Source organism: Geitlerinema sp. PCC 9228 (assembly GCF_001870905.1).
Classification (GTDB): domain Bacteria; phylum Cyanobacteriota; class Cyanobacteriia; order Cyanobacteriales; family PCC-9228; genus PCC-9228.
Genome location: NZ_LNDC01000137.1, coordinates 1 through 19,378, shown reverse-complemented (window position 1 = coordinate 19,378; position 19,378 = coordinate 1). Strand labels below are relative to the sequence as shown.

Here is a 19,378-nt window from a genome sequence, read left to right as displayed (position 1 = left end):
AGCAGCGATTGCGCAGACGAGTTGCTAGCAGGTCAAAGCTGTGGAGAAGGGAAACTTAATCGAATTTCGCCAAGATGGCGATCGCCGCCTCGCCGTCGTGGAACGCCCAGAAGGTAAGAAACATTGGATTGTCACCGACGAACGGGGGCAATCCCATACGGTTCACCCCCGACAGGTTACCTATGTCGTTCCCGGCGGCGACTACACCCCCGAAGACATTCCGTCGTTTCAGCAACAAGTAGAAGCCTACTGGGACCCTTCTAGTCTAGAAGTGGCGTGGGAATTTTTGGACAGCGACACAGGCACGATTGCCCCGGAAGAGCTGTCTGAATTGTTGTTTTCTGACCAACAACCCGCTCAATGTTACGCAGCTTACTACTTGCTGTCGGAAGACAAGCTATACTTCAAACAAAAAGGCAACAATCGGTACGAACCGCGATCGGCAACGCAAGTAGCCGATTTGAAACACCAACAGGAAGTTGCCATCCAAAAACAAAAAGAGCTGGAAGAGTTCCTGGAACGGGTTCGTCAAGCTCTGGAAGGGGAAAGCGTCGAGTGGACCGCCAGCGATCGCCCGCGCTTAGAAGCTTTGGAGAAACTCGCTGCCGTCGGCGAAGAACCTTCCGGACGTACGGCGAGAGATATTCTTGCCATCCTAGAACGTCCGGAAACTTCGGAAGCGGCCTTTCAGTTGCTTGTGGACTTAGGACTGTGGAGTCCCCACGAAAACCTATTCTTGCGGCGCAGCCAAATTCCCACGCAATTTCCCGCTAAGGTACTGGAAGTGGCCCAACAATATCTCGACTCTCCCCTTGCCGACCGCGATCGCAACCGCCTCGATTTAACCCATCTGAAGGTGTATACCATCGACGATGAAAGTACCCAAGAAATCGACGACGGCGTCAGTATCGAATATCTAGAAGACGGCACCGAACGCATCTGGGTTCACATCGCCGACCCCAGCCGCTGGATCTTCCCCGGCGACGAACTGGATGTGGAAGCCCGGCGGCGCAGTACTACCCTGTACTTGCCCACGGGGATGATTCCTATGTTCCCCGAAGCCCTGGCCACAGGCCCCATGAGTTTGGTTCAGGGGAAAGAATGTCCGGCTTTGAGTTTTGGCGTGATTTTAGACGCTGATGGCGCGATCGCCGATTATACCATTGCCCCCAGCACCATCGTTCCCACCTACCGTCTGACCTACGAAGACGTAGACGAAATGCTCGATTTGGGGGTCCAAGCCGAACCAGAAATTTTAGCGATCGGCAAATGGGCAGAAATTCGCCACAGCTGGCGGCAAAAACAAGGGGCTATTAGCATCAGCATGCCCGAATGTTCCATCAAAGTCTCCGATGACGACAATATTTCCATCCAAGTTATCGAAGACTCCCCCGCTAGACGCGCCGTCGCCGAAATGATGATTCTCACCGGGGAAGTTGCCGCCTGCTATGGGGAACAAAACCAACTGGCCATTCCCTATCGCCAGCAACAACAACCGGAACTCCCCCCAGAAGAAGAACTCATGCAACTGCCTGCCGGTGCCGTACGTAGTAGCGCCATGCGCCGTTGCATGCCCCGCAGCGAAACCAGCCTCACCCCCGGTCGTCATGCGAGTTTGGGATTGGACCGCTACGCCCAAGTTACCTCTCCCATCCGTCGCTACAGCGATTTGTTAGCTCACTTCCAACTGAAAGCCCACCTGCGCGGCGAAGAGCCACCCTTTTCCCCCGAACAAGTGCAAGAAATCGTCGCTAGCGTCTCCGCTGCTGCCCAAGAAGCCACCCAGGTAGAACGACAAACCAACCGCTATTGGGGGTTGGAATACCTGCGCCGTCAGGGAGACACAGTTTGGCAAGCCCTGATGTTGCGCTGGCTGCGCCCGGATGACAATCTCGGGGCTATTTTATTAGAAGAATTGGGTTTGGAACTGCCCATGCGTTTTACCCGTTCCATCCAACCCGGCGATCGCTTGGAAGTCCGCGTCACCTATGCCGATCCCCGGCAAGAGATGGTTCGGTTCCAGGAGGCCTTGGTACAGCAAGCGGCAGGGTTGTAGGTTGACAGGGAGCATCGGAGCATCGGAGCATCGGAGCGTCGGAGCATCGGAGCATCGGGGCGTCGGAGCATCGGGGCGTCGGAGCATCGGAGCGTCGGAGCATCGGAGCATCGGGGCGTCGGAGCATCGGGGCGTCGGAGCATCGGGGCGTCGGAGCATCGGGGCGTCGGAGCATCGGAGCATCGGAGAAAACAACCAATTATATCTCCCAAGCTCCCAAGCTCCCAAGCTCCCAAGCTCCCAAGCTCCCACGCACCCACGCTCCCACGCCCCCACGCTCCCACGCCTCGCAACTAGCTGCCAAATATCAACTCCCGCAACGGCTGGGCAACCCAATTCAAACCGACGCGAATTTGATGGTCGGGGTTGGGAAGACGATATAAATAAATCAGACGGCGGAAAATATGCGCTGCGGGTCCGTCTAACTGCCATCCCAAACCAGTGAGGGTGGCATTGTCTACACCCAGGGTCATCATTTCCCCTAAATGCTGGTAGCGGAATGGCAACAACGGGCGATCGCTTAAAGAAGCCCATACGTTCCAACCTGCGTAGTCTGCTTGTTGGAAAGCCGCTTGCGCCGTTGCCGGAACCCGTTCGCCGTTGGCATCCTTACATTCGGCGGCATCCCCGAGGGCAAAGATTTCTGGGTGTTCTTGAACTTGTAAATAAACATTGGTATAAAGCTGACCGCGATCGTTGTGTTGCCCAGGTAGGGAACGAACTGCTGCAGCGACTTGCGTTCCCACCGTCCACAACACCAAATCGGCGGGAATTTCATCAACTTTGCCGCGATAATCCAACGAAATCGTATCGTCGGATACAGACACCACCGAGGTTTCCGTATCTATCCAAACTTCCCGTTGTTGTAGAGCTTGTAAAGCTGCCTTGCGATTAAAATCAGTAGACGATCGCAAAATTTGCTCGTTGCGATCCACCAGCCGCAAACGACCTCTTTCTCCCAAGCGATCGCTCAACTTGCAAGCCAATTCTACACCGCTGTAGCCGCCGCCAACCACAACCACCCGAATCATATCTTTGTCCGAAGCTTCCAGCGATCGCAGTTTCTCTTCTAACTGGTAAGCATCGCCAATGCTGCGAAACGGGTAGGCATAGTCCGCTGCCCCCGGAACCACATCCAACGGGGTTTCGCCTCCCAACGCCAACACCAAGCGATCGTAATCAAATACCTCACCAGCTTCTAACTGTACTTGCTGCTGTTGGACATTGATGCGGGATACATTGCCTTGATGAAAACGAACCCCCGTTTGCGCCAACAATTCAATGTAGGGAGGGGCAATTTCCCAACTTTGTAACTCCCCCGTCATCAACTCGTACAGCAGGGGTAAAAATACAAACCGATCCTCGCGATCGATTAACGTAATTTCTACATCTTGGGGAATCTTCCAAGGAAATTGACTGAGACGAAGGGCTGTATACAAACCTCCGAATCCGCCACCGACAATACAAATACGTTTGGTTGAATCGCTCATGAAATTTTTCCCTAGGCCTTCCAGTTGCCAAACCATCTTTAGCCATCTTTCTCTAGGATAGACGCCCGCAGCAGCTAGAAACAACAAATCCCAAAACAAAATCGAGATTTTCGAGAAATTATCCCAATCTCATGTATGGTAGTAATGGCTATAGCCTATGGCTGCCGGCGATGGGGAGATGGAAAAGCTCTATGGCACAAACGCTGAAAACCGTTCACAACACCATTTTTAAACGCAGACCTATCCAGTCATCCCAACTAAGCGATGCGGAGAAATACCCGGTAAAAAGCAACGAAACCTTCGAGATTCGTTCTTTTACCAAAGAACGCAACCACATTCGCTTCGTTTTGCTCAACGAAACCTTCAAAGGCTTCGACACCTGGTACGCTTATGCCCCCCATGTGGAGGTCATCAGCGACGAACAAGACCAAAGCGGCTATGCCACCCTCTACCCCAAACCCAAGCCCATCTCCCTTAGTTTGGATATTCCCTATAAATCACAGCTAGACAACTGGGAAAACCCCACTGGGGCTTGCAACGTCACGTCTATAGCCATGTGTTTGGAATATTTGCGCGCCGACCGCCGTTCGGAGTATTCCCAGTACAAGCAATTTGAAGACGAACTGTACCAATACGCCCTCGACCGCGGCTACTCTCGCCACAGTCCCTACGATTTGGAAAAAATTGTTAAAGATTACAACCGCAACGACCACTTTACCACCAGCGCTACCATTGAACAGGTGAAAGACTGGCTGGCGGATTTAAATCCAGCGGTGGTACACGGTTATTTTACTTCCTACGGTCACATCGTGGTTCTGGTGGGCTACGACGATTCCGGTTTTATCGTTCACGACCCCTACGGCGAGTGGTTTTCCACTGGCTACCGTACCGACCTCAGCGGCGCTTATTTGCACTATTCCTATCGCCTGATTCGCCGCTTGTGCATTCCTGACGGGCAGTTTTGGGTGCATTTTATTAGCTAAAGCGATCGCTCCATAACATATTTTCTCCAATTTGTCAATATATTGGAGAAAATTTTTCGTGGCGCTGCAACCGAACCACCACAACGATTATGTCCGAGTTATCCGATAAATTAATTTCTTTGTACCAATGGCTGGGTGGTGGCGTTTTGCTGGGATTTGTCTTGGGGAAAACCCTGCCCAATTTTGTCAGCGGCTATTTGGGAATCTATCTCTTTTGGTTTGGCGTTCCCATTAGCATTATCGCTTTTGTCCGCCGCGCCAATTTATCGGGTTCGGTTTGGATGGCACCAGTGACGGCTTGGATGGGCATTTTGTTGGGGGCAGGGATGGCTGGGCTGTGGATTTGGTTGTGGCAGCGATACCGCCGCCGCCAAGAATTGTCGCCTTGGGAGTCGCCAACGCAAGGGAGTTTTTTGCTAGCTTCTATGGTAGGCAATACCGGCTATTTGGGCTATCCGGTAAATTTGACGTTGGTGGGCAACGATTATTTTGCTTGGGCGCTGTTTTACGACTTTTTTGGCAGCATGTTGGGGGCTTCTCTAGTGGGGGTGGCGCTGGCAGCCAAATTTGGCAGCAACAAGTCGGTTTCGTGGGATGTTCTTTGGGCGATCGCGAAAAATCCCATTTTTTGGAGTATTGCCTTTGGCTTGGCGTTCAAACAAGTCACTTTGCCGCCCAATATGGAGAAAGGATTGCAAGGATTGGCGTGGATTTCCTTGGGATTGGCCATTGTTTTGATTGGCATGCGCCTCAGCCAGCTATCTTCGTGGAAAAATTTGCCCCGCGCTTCGGTGAGTTTGGGCATTAAAATGCTGGTGGTCCCATTCATTGCCGGTGTGGTGTTATCGGCGTTGGGGATTACCGGTCCACCGCGACTGGCGATGGTGTTGCAAATGGCGATGCCACCAGCATTCGTTACTTTGGTCATTGCCGAAGCCTACGATTTGGACCGTCAGTTAAGCGTAACGGCGTTGGCGGCGGGTTCCATTGGTCTGTTGTTGACGTTGCCGTTGTGGGTTTGGCTGTATGGTTAGGAACAAACCAGCAAGTCTTCCACATTCATGCATTCGTATTCTTCAAAAGGTTGGTGAATCCAGGGATTGTCCGGGAGATAATCGACATAGTAATCGGGGATAATAACCGATTCGCCTTTACACCACAACACAGCGGTTCGTAGGTCTTGGATGTTTTCCGAATAGCGATCGCGCAGCCAGGCAACGCTTTCTTGTAGGGAAACGCCGGAATCTGCCAAATCGTCTACCAACAACACGCGATCGCCCAATTTTTCTTCTGTCATGGTTAAATTTTGGGCAAAGGTAATTTTTCCTTGGACCCGACCGCCAGCACCCGTGTAGGAAGAAACCGATAAAATAGCCAAGGGAACGTCGTAAATCCGCGATAGAATATCCCCCGGTCTGAGACCGCCCCTAGCCAAACAGACAATTTGGTTAAAGGTCCACTGGGATTGATAAATCTGGGCGGCGAGTTGTTCGATTTTGCGGTGGTACTCCGACCAAGTAACGTACAGATCGCTCATAGTAGTTTGCCAGAATTTGGGGTCAGATAAGAAAATACAACGTAACAGAAAATTCGCTAAATTTGAAACTGCTTGGTAGCGAGAAGGCTGGTTGGTCGCTTTCTTTCGCTGCGCTAGGATTTCTTCTACTTTAGCTGCTGTTGCCTCATAAAGAAACGGAGATAAACGGAAAGATGGTGTTTCCCAGAAAAACGATTTCGGTAGTGCTTGCAGTTTGGTTTTGCTGGTTGCTAACCGCCGCATCCCCAGCTATTGCTGGTCTCAACGACGATAAGTTCGACGGCAATATTTTTGCTTTGTATGGCGGCAATGGGGCTTTGGTTCCCCCGAAGGTAAGTGTAGAACAAGCCTTAAACCGCCCAGACAATGCCACGTTATTGGTGTTTTTCCTTGATGACAGCCGCGATTGCAAGCAGTATTCGGTGGTGGTTTCCCGCTTGCAGTCGTTTTACGGCAAGGTAACCGATTTTATCCCCATCAACGTAGACTCGATTTTGCCGAAAGATAGTTATTCTCCCACAGAACCCGGCTACTACTGGGAAGGGGTGGTTCCGCAAACGGTGCTTTTAGATCGAGACAATCAAGTGGTGTTTAATGGCAAAGGTCAAGTTCCCTTTGAACAGGTGGATGATAAGTTTCGGGAAGTGTTCGATTTGTTGCCACGTTCGGAGTCGGAAACGCCCAAGAGACGACCCCTAAACGAGGTAAACGAAGAACTTCAGTAATTGCTGGTTTGCCTGCCACCCTTACAATGGAAATCTAGCTGGATTTTGTGGACAACGCTACGGTTTGAACGAGTTTGACGTTCGATTCTCTGTTTCTCAATTTGGTGGTTTTTGTCATGGCTGCGATCGCGATCGCGGCCATGGGAACCAAAATGGCGGCGGTTAGCGATCGCCTGGCAGATTCTACTGGCTTGGGAGAAGCCATGGTAGGCGGTATTTTGCTGGGAGGGAGTACTTCCCTTTCTGGCATTGTTACCTCGGTCACCGCCGCTACCCACAACCACCCCGAACTAGCAAGTAGCAATGCCATTGGCGGAATTGCTGCCCAAACCGCTTTTTTGGCTTTAGCCGATATTGGTTACCGCAAAGCCAACTTGGAACACGCTGCCGCCTCGGCAGCCAATTTGATGCAAGGAACCTTACTGGTGACCCTGCTTTCCATTCCCCTGCTAGCCATGTCGGGTCCGCAAGTCCATTTTCTGGGTATTCATCCCGCTACCGTGATTTTGGTGGCGGCTTATATATTTGGTATACGGCTGGTTTCGCAAACCAAAGAAGACCCCATGTGGATGCCGCGACTAACAGAACAAACGCGGCTGGATAAACCAGAAGCAGCATCCACCTCGCAAACCAGTTGGTGGCAATTGTGGGGACAATTTATCCTTTTGGCGGCGATTGTGGGCGTAGCTGGTTATGCGATCGCCAAAACTGGCATTGCGATCGCTGCCGCCACCGGTATTTCCGAATCTTCCATGGGAAGTTTGTTTACCGGCGTGGCTACTTCTTTACCGGAATTGATTACCACAGTTGCTGCCGTTCGTCAAGGGGCTTTGACCTTGGCGGTGGGTGGTGTGATTGGGGGCAATAGTTTCGATTTGCTATTGTTGGCTTTTTCTGACATTGGCTATCGTTGGGGGTCAATTTACGGAACGTTACAAATGCCCCAAATTTTCTTAATTGCCCTCACCATCCTCATGACCGGTTTGTTGCTGTTGGGATTACTGCGCCGGGAAAAACACGGCATCGGCAGAATTGGCTTTGAAAGTTTTCTGGTTTTAATGTTTTATGCAGGCGGTGTGGTGGTTCTCGGCAGTTCCGGATTTTAACTCGGTAGAACTTCCTAAAATTTACCTTGGGGAAGGGGGAATCACGGGGGAAGCCCCCTACATGCCTACATACCAATAAATTTTGACCGTTCCCCTACCATACCCCTCCCCAATGCATATAGCCTAGAAATAGCTTAAAAAATAATACAAGTTGTCAACAAGGCTATTCTTTGTGGGGCCTTTTTTAAAAATCATCCCGACGATGGTTTTTCTGTCAAACGAACAAGGAGATCGATTATGTTAGAAGCTTATCGCCAACACGCAGCCGAACGGGAAGCTATGGGCATTCCGCCGTTACCATTGGATGCCCAACAGACTTCCGAACTGTGCGAATTGCTGAAAAATCCCCCAGTCGGGGAAGAAGAAACCCTGCGTTATTTATTGATCGAACGCATTCCCCCCGGCGTAGACCAAGCCGCCTACGTCAAAGCATCCTTTCTGACCAGCGTTGCCAAAGGGGAAACCATCACCCCCTTAGTGTCTCCCGTAGAAGCCACCCAACTGTTGGGAACCATGGTCGGCGGCTACAACGTACAATCCTTGGTGGAATTACTGCAAAACGACAATGAAGAAATTGCCGCCACCGCCGCAGAAGAGTTAAGCCATATTACCCTGGTTTACGACGGTTTCCACGACGTTCTGGAAATGCGCGATCGCAATCAGTACGCCCAGCAAGTCGCCGAAGCCTGGGCAGAAGCCAAATGGTTCCGCGATCGCGATCCCCTACCCGAAAGCATCACCGTCACCGTCTTCAAAGTACCCGGAGAAACCAACACCGACGACCTTTCCCCCGCCACCCACGCCACCACCCGCCCGGATATTCCCCTGCATGCCCTTTCCATGCTGGAATCTTCCATGCCAGACGGGATTGAAACCATCGCCCAACTCAAACAAAAAGGGCATCCCGTCGCCTTCGTCGGCGATGTAGTGGGAACCGGTTCCTCCCGCAAATCCGCCATCAACTCCGTCATTTGGCATCTAGGTCACGACATCCCCCACGTTCCCAACAAACGCGCCGGTGGCTACATCCTAGGTAGCAAAATTGCGCCCATTTTCTTCAACACCGCCGAAGATTCTGGTGCTTTGCCCATCGAATGCGATGTTTCCCAGATGGAAACCGGCATGGTCGTTACCATCTATCCCTACAAAGGAGAAATTACCAACGAAGCCGGGGAAGTCATTTCCACCTTCACCCTGAAACCAGAAACCATCACCGACGAAGTTCGCGCTGGCGGTCGCATTCCCCTGATGATCGGACGCGGTTTGACCGACAAAACCCGCGATGCCCTAGGATTGGACCCCAGCCCCATCTTTATTCGCCCCACCCCTCCCCAAGAAAACGAAAAAGGCTTTACCCTCGCCCAGAAAATGGTCGGCAGGGCTTGCGGCGTTTCTGGTGTCAGACCCGGGCAAAGCTGCGAACCCATCATGACCACCGTGGGTTCCCAAGATACCACCGGACCCATGACCCGCGACGAACTCAAAGAACTGGCTTGCATGGGCTTCAACGCCGACTTGGTATTGCAGACCTTCTGCCATACCGCCGCTTATCCCAAACCCGTTGACGTAAAAACCCACCAAGAACTGCCCGATTTCTTCGCAGCTAGGGGTGGTGTATCCCTGAAACCCGGCGATGGCATCATTCACTCTTGGCTAAACCGGATGCTGCTACCAGATACCGTAGGAACCGGCGGCGATTCCCACACCCGCTTCCCCTTGGGTATTTCCTTCCCGGCTGGTTCTGGTTTGGTGGCTTTGGCATCGGCTTTGGGTGTGATGCCGTTGGATATGCCGGAGTCGGTGTTGGTACGCTTTACCGGCGAAATTCAACCGGGTGTCACCCTGCGGGATATCGTTCACGCCATTCCTTACGTGGCGATTCAAAAAGGCTTGCTAACGGTCTCTCAAGAGAACAAGAAAAATGTCTTCTCCGGTCGGATTATGGAAATGGAAGGCTTGCCCGATTTGAAAATTGAGCAAGCCTTTGAACTGACTGATGCCACGGCGGAACGTTCTTGTTCTGGCTGTACGATTAAGTTAGGCAAAGAGACGATTTCCGAGTACCTACGTTCTAATGTTTCCCTGCTGAAAAATATGGTGGCGCGGGGGTACCAAGATTCGCGGACCCTCATGCGCCGGGCAGCGAAAATGGAACAATGGTTGCAAAATCCCGAGTTGCTAGAAGCGGATGAAGACGCGGAATACAAGGAGACTCTGGAAGTCAATCTCAACGAAATTACCGAACCAATTGTGGCAGCGCCCAACAATCCGGATAACATGAAATTGTTGTCTGAATGCGAGGGCGATCGCATTGATGAGGTTTTTATTGGTTCTTGTATGACCAACATCGGTCACTATCGTGCTGCTGCCAAGGTTCTGGAAGATGCCGGTAAGGTAAAAGTCCGCCTGTGGATTTGCCCGCCCACCCGCATGGATGAGGAACAGTTACGCAAAGAAGGCGTATACGGTATTTTTGCCGCCGCTGGTGCCCGTACGGAAATGCCTGGATGTTCCCTCTGCATGGGCAACCAAGCCCGTGTGGAAGATGGCGCTACGGTGATGTCAACTTCCACACGCAATTTCAACAACCGCATGGGCAAAGATGCCCGGGTTTATCTCGGTTCGGCGGAACTGGCAGCGGTTTGCGCGCTGTTGGGTCGCATTCCTTCCGTTGCCGAATACAGGGATATTGTGGCGAAGAAAATTAATCCCTTTGCCGACGACCTCTATCGCTATCTCAACTTCAACGAAATTGAAGGGTTTGAAGATGAAGGTCGTGTAATTCCGCTGGAGGAAATGCCCCGCATTGAGGATATTCTGGGTATGCCGACGGCTGAGACAAGTCAATAAGTAGTTGGTTTTGACAGGGTGGGCGATGCCCACCCAACTCTGTCAAGATGGTTAAATCTTGCTAGCTTTCAGCGCTTCAAGCTCTGGCAAATTCTGGGAAAATATAGTGTTTTGGAAAATAACAAGAGATTCAAGCGTTCAAAACAACGGTGTCTCGTTCCAAAATTTGCCACCTTGACAGCGCTAGCCACTTAAAAACTTATTTGTGTATACGATTTTCACAAAAATAAAAATTAATTTATCCATAGCAACATTAGTTACCATTTTTAAAAGATTAATTGAAAACTCCTCCAATCCTTGGGTAGAACTGTAGAAGCCTTTCAGAGAATCAAACCACAATGAAGATAAAGTTATTTGACATTGAAGCTGGAAATATTATATTCTTTTAGTAGAATACAGAGATTTTCTGGATCGAGTATCTGATTGACTGTTCTAGCCATAGGAGAGAGAGGAGGTAGTATGCCCTATTTATAGAATGCGTAAATGGTGGCTATTGTAGCTTTGATACTGGTGTATCAAAAATTCTAGTTATAGGGCCAAACATCAGAAAAATCAATTGATATTAAGAAAACCGGCAATAAAATATTATGAAACATAATAATAAACTTAAATTAGACGAGCTGAAAAAAGCTATATATAATTATTTTGATGTTAAGAATACGGAGGAATTGAGAAAATCCAAGCATTTCCAGATGGCTACAGATGGTATGGAAAAGTTAAATTTGAAGAAAAAAGAGTCATGGGAAATTTTGTATAGAAAGTTTATCGGGATTTTACCAAACGAGCAAAATGAAGAAGGCTATGGATGTATTAATGGTATTGATATTTTTAAGTATTCAAGACCTTGGCAAGTATTTGGTTTAGACCCTAAAACTTCTAGCGTTGAAGATGTTAAGAGGGCTTATTATAAGCTATCCAAAATTTACCATCCTGACAAAGAAACAGGCGATCGAGCAATATTTGAACGCTTGGAAAAAATGTATAGAAGTTTAGTAGAAGGTATTAAGTAAAATGACAAGTAACAACACGATCGATAGAGAAAATTTCTTTATTAAAGAAGAACAGGTTTTAAATGGTCTTTCTCTAAATAAGGAAGAATTAGATAGTATTTTAAAAAAAATAGAAAATCTGCCAAACAAATTTGATTGGGAAGAGAGATATCATTTTAGGTATGTAAATAAAGCTCAGGGAAGAAGAAATTTTTCTCGGCTTGGCTTGATCGTCATAAGTGAGTATTTTGAATTTAATAAAGAACTTGATAGTGCTAAAGAAGTGATGAATTTACTACAAAGGTTAACTAGAGAACGAGAAGAAAAAAATATTGATGTTAAAATTGTAGAAAAAACCAATGAAACGCTAGACGATTCTTCCAAGGAAATTGTATTAAGAAGGAATCGTCATTGGCTCAAATTTGATGATATTCGTAAAATTCTTAGTACTACTTCACTTCGTTTGAAACAAGCACTTGAAAGTATTGCCAGGTCAGAGCTACCTCTCATTGTAGAAGAGGATTTTGAAGATATAGAGAATGACCGCTATTATTCTTTTTCGGGTTTAGAGCGCATTTGTCGGGAATTACAGGAAACGTTAACCAACCGATACAGGCGTTTGTATGCTGGTAGAGTTCCTGAGATAGCTCCTGAGGTTATCCATGAGAGATCTAAACGTCTTCTAACAGCTCCTCCTGAAAATGAAGTTAAGCAGGCTAAGGAAGCAGCAATAAAGAGACAAAAGAAAAAATGCCAAATCACTGGTGAAACTCGTAAATCTCATGAATTAGCAGTGCATCACCTTTACGATCGAAGTACATATTCCGAGTTGGCTGCCGATCAAGATAATCTTTTCGTCATAACCAAAGAGATACATCAAAGGTTTCACACTTGGCATGAGGGGTTTTATAAGACTTGTACAATAGATGATTTCATAGATTTTATCAAACTTGATGAAAACCCTTCCCATTCTGTTTTAACTGAACTTTACGAGCGCAGAAGGAATTTACAAAATAAACAGAAGGATCGTTTCAAATTCCGGCAATTAGAACCAGGAAGTACTGAATCACAACAAACACAACCAAAAGGAAAATCCCAACCAACTACTAGCAAGCCAGCTGCTTCCCAGCAAAAAACGCAAGGAAAAGAGGACTCTGAATCAAATGCCGACAAAAAAGATGGAACTAGTGGTGTTAATTCTTTATTAGGAAAAAATTGTTCGGCGATGGTTGGAGGCAAAAAGGAATTGGGAGTCATTTTAGCAATTGCCAAAGATTCTTCGGTAGACTACATACGAATTTGCTTTCAAGTCAATGGCGAAGGGCAAGGGAAATGGATTTATGAATCGGATTTGATTGAGGAATAAAGCTGAAAAATTTTTAGCAATATTACGGTAGAACGATCGCACCTAGCGCCTCTATTTCGATCGATTTTTCTTTAACAGCCAATAGGCATCCATCAGACCTTTCCCTTTAACTTCAATCTTGCCACGTTTTTGGAAATGATATTTGCCTGGATAGCAGCATAAAGCTTGATAGGTATTTTCCGAAATTTGAATAAAACCGGGTACGCCTTCCGATTCCATGCGAGAGGCAATATTCACCGCATCTCCCCACAAGTCGTAGGAGAATTTTTTGGTACCAATGACCCCAGCTACCACCGAACCAGTATTGATGCCAATACGCAATTTTAAATTCATATTGCGTGTAGAATTGAAATCCTTCACCACTTGCTGCATGGCGAGTGCCATATCGGCGATTGACCGTGTATGGTTGGCTTGCGGTATGGGAACGCCTCCTGCCACCATGTATTCATCGCCAATGGTTTTGATTTTTTCCAGTTCGTAGGTTTCGGTGAGGCGATCGAAATGGGAAAATAATTCGTTGAGAATGGAAATTAATTCTTGAGGCGATATCTGACTGGCAAGATTGGTAAAATTGGTAATATCGGCAAATAAAATACTGGCTTCGTCGATGCGGTGAGCAATATGGTGCCCGGGGTTTTCTTTGAGTTGTTTGGCAATGGTTGAAGGAAAAATATTTAACAGCAGATTTTCGGCTTTTTGCTTTTCCCATTGCAACGCTTGTGCGGTGCGCTTGCGTTCGGTAATATCGTTGAAAAAGACCGATAGCCCTTCATAAGAAGGATAAACCCTAACTTCAAACCAACGTTTCAAAGATGTATAAAACTCTTCAAAGGTAACGCCCTTACCTTTGGTAAAGGCTTCGCGATACTGCTGTTCGGTTTGAGAACCCACAAACTCCGGCAATACATCCCAAATTTGTTCCCCTAGCACTTCCTCTGGCTGGCGTTGTAAAATTTCAGCAGCGGTGGGATTGACGTGGGTGAAACGCCATTGCGGGTCCAGGGCAAAGAAACCATCTTGCATGTGTTCTAGCAAGTCTACAATTTGCCGGTCGGAAGCGCGCAGTTTGGCTTCGGTTTCTTCTTGTCTGATAATATGGCGTTCCAAGCGTTTGACGTTCAGACGCAGTTCTAGTTGCGAGATGACCTGACGTGCCAAAGCTTGCAGGGCTTGCTGTTGTTCTTGAGTAAGTTTTTTGGGGACGCGATCGATGGCGCAGAGGGTTCCTAAAGGATATCCTTCTGGTGTGACTAAGGGAGCACCGGCATAAAAACGAATGTTGGGATCGTTGGTGACCAGGGGATTGCCGGCAAAGCGATCGTCTTCTAGGGCGTTGGGTACGATGGTAATTTCATCGGGGTTGAGAATGGCGTGGGCGCAAAAGGCTTGTTCTCTGGGCGTTTCGGATGCTTCCAGCCCTACTTTTGATTTAAACCACTGTCTTTGTTCGTCGATGAGGGTAATTAGGGAAATGGGGGTACCGCAAATATGAGAAGCTAACGTGGTGAGGTCGTCGAAGTCTTGCTCGGGTAAGGTGTCGAGGATTTGGTATTTTTCTAGGGCTTGCAGTCGTTCCCGTTCGTTTTCCGGTTTGGGAGGCACTTGCATGGAACGTTTTTTTCCACGACCAAGGGGCAACCCGATCGCGTTTGTTAAGGTTTGTAGCGATCGCTGGATTTGATTTTTAATACGAGACAAGCAGTTCACAAGCAAGGGAAACGAATGGAATTGTTCTTTTCTAGCTTATCGAAACCGGTCGTCGGAACGCTTGTGTTTTACCTTGCCTTTAGCGTCTTCCAACCAACCTAACCGTTCCACCGTTTGTTCGTCGAATTCGGGAACGTAGGGTTTGATATCTAGCAAGGGGGTACCGTCTAGAATGTCTATATTCTCTACATACAGGATATTATCTGCTCGATGGTTTAGTTTTACAATAGATAAACCGATGGGATTGGGTCGTTTGGGCGATCGCGTTGCCAAAACCCCACGTTTCATGGTATCCAGAAAAGGTGTGACCTGCAAGTTGCTTGCAGTTACTTTATGAAAATGGAAAATTAAAATAATATGGGAAAACCCTTCCAAATCTTGCAATCCATCGGCAAACTCGGGGAAAATTTCTATAGTTCCCTCTACGCCTTTTGCCCCAGAAGGCTGGATGGGCATACCAGCAATGTCTTCAAAGGGACTGCGAATGGTACCAATCGAACGATAGGAAATTTCCATATAGCTATCCGTACAGATTTATCGCCAATTAATTATAAAACAATACAATAAAAAAATCACAATGGCTACCTGCCACGACCTGAAATTTAAGATTTTCCATGTTTTTGCCAATTTCCGTACGCAACAATGAAAGAATTTCCCAATTTTGATTTTAAATTATTGAACCCAGATCCAAAAAGGTAAAACTTTTACTTATTTCCGTGTTTTCCTATCAACAAACAACACCCGCAAGATATACTTGCGGGTCGGCAAGGGAATTATTGAAAGCGACTGGTAACGCGACCAAGCAAACAATCCGAGGAAACCCAACCAAAAGTACGGCTATCTGTACTCTCGGTGAGATTGTTACCGATGAGAAAACATTGTCCATCCCGACGTACCGCCCCGATCCATTTAACCAATTGTAAATCGTGGCGTTCGGGATGTCTGGCGACAACAATATCCCCCAGCTTGGGACTATGGTGTCTGTAGGCTTGGGGATCGACGAGAATTTCTTCGCCTGGTTGCAGCAAGGGAGTCATGGAGTAACCGCTCACACGAAAGCGCGAACGACGCCGCAAAATCCACAAGAACAACTCCCAATAACTGCAACGGGGGAGCGTTTCGCCTACAGACACCAAGAGCGCATTGTTAGCTGGCTTTGTACCAGACAACGTCGTTGCGTTCTTTGGTAGTCCAGAAGATATCATGGATTTCTTTAACGTAATCCATGAGCTGGTTGGCGCTATCCAAGTCAATCTTTTGCTTACAAGTGGAGCAGAGCTTGGTCGCTTTCCACACTTTATCGTGTAAGTCTGGATAGCGTTCTAGGTGATGGGGTTTGAAATAGTCAGTCCACAGAATAAGGATTTCCCGCTTGGTAATTTCTGCTTGCTCTTCCTTAATCTGGATGTAGCGAGCCAGGGTGTTGTGATAGCTGGCTAGGGTAGCCTGGTCGTTCCCTTGCGGTGGATCGAGGTTGAGGATTTTGTTGGTTAGCGAAACGACAGCTTCCGCGGCAATGCGTGCAGAAGCAGGATCGTATACGCCACAAGGACCATCGCAGTGGGCGCTAACTTCTGGTGCCGGGAACCGACGCTTGATCTGCGCAATTGCTTGTTTGAGCACGCTCTTTACCTCCCAAATATTTACTGAAAAGTACCTTTTCTTAAAGACCACCAGTCGAGGGCTGGCGGATCGTTACCTACAGGTTCGATGTAGCTTCTCGTACTTCCATCAACTTAACAGATAAGTTGTTTTTGCACTAGGCAGCTCGGACCAAGTCTTTTCCCCCGGGGGGGGGGATTGGCACCGTATAAAGTGCGGGAAGTACGGTTTTCCCTACCATTGAAATCAATAGGATGTTTTCTGGGAAAACAGAGAAGTAGCTGTCACTGGCAGGCGATCGCATTTTCAGCAAATCGCCATTTAGCTTCATACTACTTTACGGCATATTTTAGATCGAAATTTAAGCTCTATCCAAGGATTTTGCCGGAAATTCTCTACTGCCGTAGGTGGGAGTAGCGATCGCTTCCTGAGAATCCTATGTATTTTTGGTTTCGCGGCTATGCAGGTACCCCCTCAAAGAACGCAACGCAAACAAGCATGCCCCATTTGGCTCCAAACCGCCAATCTGCCGGTTGGCGAAACCGGTTTGCCATTTCTGCCCCAACCAGAATGCGTTATTCTGGGAGATGGTAGCCTAACGCTTGCTATCCATCCCCATGGTTGGATCTGGGCTATACTTACCCGATCTCCTTTGTATTCCTATGCAACCAGAGCGCCTTCAGGAGCAATTAGAGCAGCTCAAGCAAAAACAGCAACTGATTCTCGATCGGATTGACGATGCGATCGCCCTGTTTGACAGTAGCGATCGCTTAATTTCCTACAACCGCAAACTCTGCGAAATTTGGGGGCTATCCGCCGAATACTTGCAACAACAGCCTTACTTCCAAGAACTTTGCACGGAAATGGCAACGCAAGGCTCCTCTTCCACCGCCACGTGTCAGTTATTGCAACAAATTTGGCAGCAAAGCCGTAGCCAACCGGTTTCCATGGACTTAGAACCCACCCCAGGAAAATACATAGAAGTCCATACCAGCCAAATCGAACCAACAGGAATTCTGTTCGTCTTTCGCGATGTCACCGAGTATCGGCAATCTCAAAACAGCCTCAATGCCGAAGTCAAACGCCTGCGATTTCTGTTGGGATTGATGGAACGCTTGCAAACCCCCATTGAAGAATTGCGGGAAGTAGCACAGTTTGCCCTCAACTACCTAGTAGAAGCCATGGGAGCTTCCTTTGGGGATGTAAAAGTCATTGTAGGGGAAGGAAAACATCGCAAAGCCACCTCCCTTTCTAATCGGGTATCCGGAGAATTTATTGCCTACTATGGAGAACCCGCTGTTGCCGAAATGGAAGCAGCACTTCAGGAAGGCATTCCCTACGGAGAGGGCTTGCTTTGGCAAGTGGTTGAGAGGGGACAACCTTTATTTGTAGAAAATTACTACCAACACCCACAAGCGGTAAAAAGCTTCCGCCATGCGGGCATTGGGCAGTTGGGGATTTTTCCCATTCCCGACGCCAAAGGGGAAATTATCGGGGTTTTGACCCTAGAATCGCGCAATCTGAAAAAACTCCAACAGGCCCCACAACAAGATATGCTCGCGGCCGCCTGCCGCACATTAGGCAGTGCCATTGAAAGGGCGCAGTCACAAGAAAAACTACGCCGTATCAACCAAGAGTTAGAACGGGCTTCGCAAATGAAGTCGGAGTTTCTCGCTTCCATGTCCCACGAGCTGCGGACGCCACTTAATAGCATCCTTGGTTTTTCCCAGCTTTTAGAAAGTCAAAAATCCGGACCTTTAAATGAGAAACAGCACCACCAAATTCAAGCGATCGCCAAAAGTGGCAACCACTTACTGGAGCTACTCAACGATATTTTAGACTTATCCAAAGTTGAGTCTGGAAAAATGGGTTTGGAGCTAACTTCGGTCCATCTGGCCGAACTATGCGAGCAGTGCGTCACCACCATCCAACCCCGTGCCGAAATTAAAAACCTACAACTATCCCAGAATATCGACCCCACTCTACCTGTTGTCCGTTTGGACCCGCGGCGCATCCGCCAAATTTTAATCAATTTACTCTCCAATGCAGTCAAATTCACCCCAGAAGGGGGTAACATTGAGTTAGCCGCCTACGTAACCAAAGGCAGCCAAATTCACGAAGATTTGCGCCCCGACCAAAGCACGGTCACCCCCGAAAAAGACTATCTCTGTCTACAAGTAAGCGATTCCGGCATAGGCATTCCCGACAGTAAGTGGCACCTGCTGTTTCAGCCCTTCCAACAAGTGGATGCTTCCCTCAGTCGCCGGCACGAAGGAACGGGATTGGGATTGTCCCTAACCCGACGGCTGGCAGAATTGCATGGCGGTACGGTATCCTTTCAATCTCAGGTAGAAGTGGGAAGTACCTTTCGCGTTTGGTTGCCCCTCAATCCCAGCAGTACCTCCGAACAGACTCCCCAGGTGGGGGTAGGTGAAGCCGAAGCCTTAGCTGGGGAAGAAACAGACAAAACCCCTGGAACGAGGAGAAATCGCCGGCAAATTCTGGTCGTAGAAGATCAAACCCTCAACCAAATGTTTATCTGCGAAGTGCTGGAAACCCAGGGATATACAGTGGAAATTGTTGAAGACGGTCAAACTATGGAAGAGACCATCGAAACCCTGGCTACCGATCCCGAACGCGAGTTGCCCGACGCGGTGTTGATGGATATTCAACTTCCCCACATAGATGGGTTGCAGCTAATTCAAAAAATGCGATCGCATCCTCAATGGGGGACCATTCCTATTATTGCCGTTACGGCTTTGGCCATGCCGGGGGATGAAGATCGCTGTTTGGCCGCCGGTGCCAATGCTTACCTAAGCAAACCCCTCACCATCGAAACTCTCCTGGAGACCCTGCAAAACTTAGGACAACCGCCAGAATTCTAGTCAGCACCCCCCGGCTGAAGCACGGGGGCTTCATGCCTCCAGCTTCAGGTAGCTGACCAGCCTAAGCCCTTTGGGGGCTACG

At 48.5% G+C, this 19,378-nt stretch carries 15 protein-coding genes; 9 read left to right on the top strand and 6 right to left on the bottom strand.

What is annotated here, in order from left to right; all coding sequences use genetic code 11:
• The first annotated feature begins 40 nt into the window (after positions 1–40).
• Positions 41–2,056, top strand: coding sequence for a ribonuclease R family protein (locus tag AS151_RS15250; RefSeq protein WP_071517919.1), 2,016 nt, complete (start codon positions 41–43; stop codon positions 2,054–2,056).
• A gap of 293 nt (positions 2,057–2,349) precedes the next feature.
• Here the strand turns inward: AS151_RS15250 and AS151_RS15245 are convergent, their stop codons facing one another.
• Complete coding sequence (locus AS151_RS15245) at positions 2,350–3,546, bottom strand: NAD(P)/FAD-dependent oxidoreductase (protein WP_071517961.1); 1,197 nt, start codon at positions 3,544–3,546, stop codon at positions 2,350–2,352.
• Between the two features lie 191 nt (positions 3,547–3,737).
• On the opposite strand from AS151_RS15245, the gene AS151_RS15240 reads away from it, so the two are divergent.
• Together AS151_RS15240 and AS151_RS15235 are read left to right on the top strand one after the other, a co-directional pair.
• A complete protein-coding gene (locus AS151_RS15240; protein ID WP_071517918.1) occupies positions 3,738–4,529 on the top strand; it encodes a C39 family peptidase in 792 nt (263 codons plus the stop codon).
• An 89-nt stretch (positions 4,530–4,618) separates the two neighbouring features.
• On the top strand, positions 4,619–5,563 hold the full coding sequence (locus AS151_RS15235) for an AEC family transporter (protein ID WP_071517917.1): 945 nt from the start codon (positions 4,619–4,621) through the stop codon (positions 5,561–5,563).
• Here AS151_RS15235 and AS151_RS15230 read toward each other — a convergent pair.
• Complete coding sequence (locus tag AS151_RS15230; protein WP_071517916.1) at positions 5,560–6,066, bottom strand: phosphoribosyltransferase; 507 nt, start codon at positions 6,064–6,066, stop codon at positions 5,560–5,562. The two genes, AS151_RS15235 and AS151_RS15230, sit on opposite strands and share 4 nt — an antisense overlap.
• Positions 6,067–6,269: 203 nt before the next feature.
• Here AS151_RS15230 and AS151_RS15225 point away from each other — a divergent pair, with 203 nt between their 5' ends.
• The 5 genes from AS151_RS15225 (at position 6,270) to AS151_RS15205 (ending at position 13,102) form a co-directional block, all read left to right on the top strand.
• A complete protein-coding gene (locus AS151_RS15225; RefSeq protein WP_343327435.1) occupies positions 6,270–6,791 on the top strand; it encodes a thylakoid membrane photosystem I accumulation factor in 522 nt (173 codons plus the stop codon).
• Between the two features lie 74 nt (positions 6,792–6,865).
• Positions 6,866–7,897, top strand: a complete 1,032-nt coding sequence (locus AS151_RS15220) for a sodium:calcium antiporter (RefSeq protein ID WP_244533037.1) — start codon at positions 6,866–6,868, stop codon at positions 7,895–7,897.
• Between the two features lie 237 nt (positions 7,898–8,134).
• Positions 8,135–10,747 (top strand): bifunctional aconitate hydratase 2/2-methylisocitrate dehydratase, encoded by a 2,613-nt coding sequence (acnB, locus tag AS151_RS15215; protein ID WP_071517914.1) that lies wholly within the window; start codon positions 8,135–8,137, stop codon positions 10,745–10,747.
• Between the two features lie 587 nt (positions 10,748–11,334).
• Complete coding sequence (locus AS151_RS15210) at positions 11,335–11,757, top strand: J domain-containing protein (protein ID WP_071517913.1); 423 nt, start codon at positions 11,335–11,337, stop codon at positions 11,755–11,757.
• 1 nt (position 11,758) lies between these two features.
• On the top strand, positions 11,759–13,102 hold the full coding sequence (locus AS151_RS15205; RefSeq protein ID WP_071517912.1) for a hypothetical protein: 1,344 nt from the start codon (positions 11,759–11,761) through the stop codon (positions 13,100–13,102).
• A gap of 51 nt (positions 13,103–13,153) precedes the next feature.
• Here the strand turns inward: AS151_RS15205 and AS151_RS15200 are convergent, their stop codons facing one another.
• The 4 genes from AS151_RS15200 to sodN all read right to left on the bottom strand — a co-directional run bounded on the left by AS151_RS15200 (position 13,154) and on the right by sodN (position 16,432).
• Positions 13,154–14,809: an adenylate/guanylate cyclase domain-containing protein gene (locus AS151_RS15200; protein WP_244533036.1), complete on the bottom strand. Its 1,656-nt coding sequence runs from the start codon at positions 14,807–14,809 to the stop codon at positions 13,154–13,156.
• A 36-nt stretch (positions 14,810–14,845) separates the two neighbouring features.
• On the bottom strand, positions 14,846–15,325 hold the full coding sequence (gene tsaA, locus AS151_RS15195; RefSeq protein ID WP_071517911.1) for a tRNA (N6-threonylcarbamoyladenosine(37)-N6)-methyltransferase TrmO: 480 nt from the start codon (positions 15,323–15,325) through the stop codon (positions 14,846–14,848).
• 257 nt (positions 15,326–15,582) lie between these two features.
• Positions 15,583–15,942, bottom strand: coding sequence for a nickel-type superoxide dismutase maturation protease (gene sodX, locus AS151_RS15190; protein WP_071517958.1), 360 nt, complete (start codon positions 15,940–15,942; stop codon positions 15,583–15,585).
• A gap of 13 nt (positions 15,943–15,955) precedes the next feature.
• Complete coding sequence (sodN, locus tag AS151_RS15185) at positions 15,956–16,432, bottom strand: superoxide dismutase, Ni (protein ID WP_071517910.1); 477 nt, start codon at positions 16,430–16,432, stop codon at positions 15,956–15,958.
• A gap of 641 nt (positions 16,433–17,073) precedes the next feature.
• Here sodN and AS151_RS15180 point away from each other — a divergent pair.
• A complete protein-coding gene (locus AS151_RS15180; protein ID WP_071517957.1) occupies positions 17,074–19,296 on the top strand; it encodes an ATP-binding protein in 2,223 nt (740 codons plus the stop codon).
• The last annotated feature ends 82 nt before the right edge of the window (positions 19,297–19,378 follow it).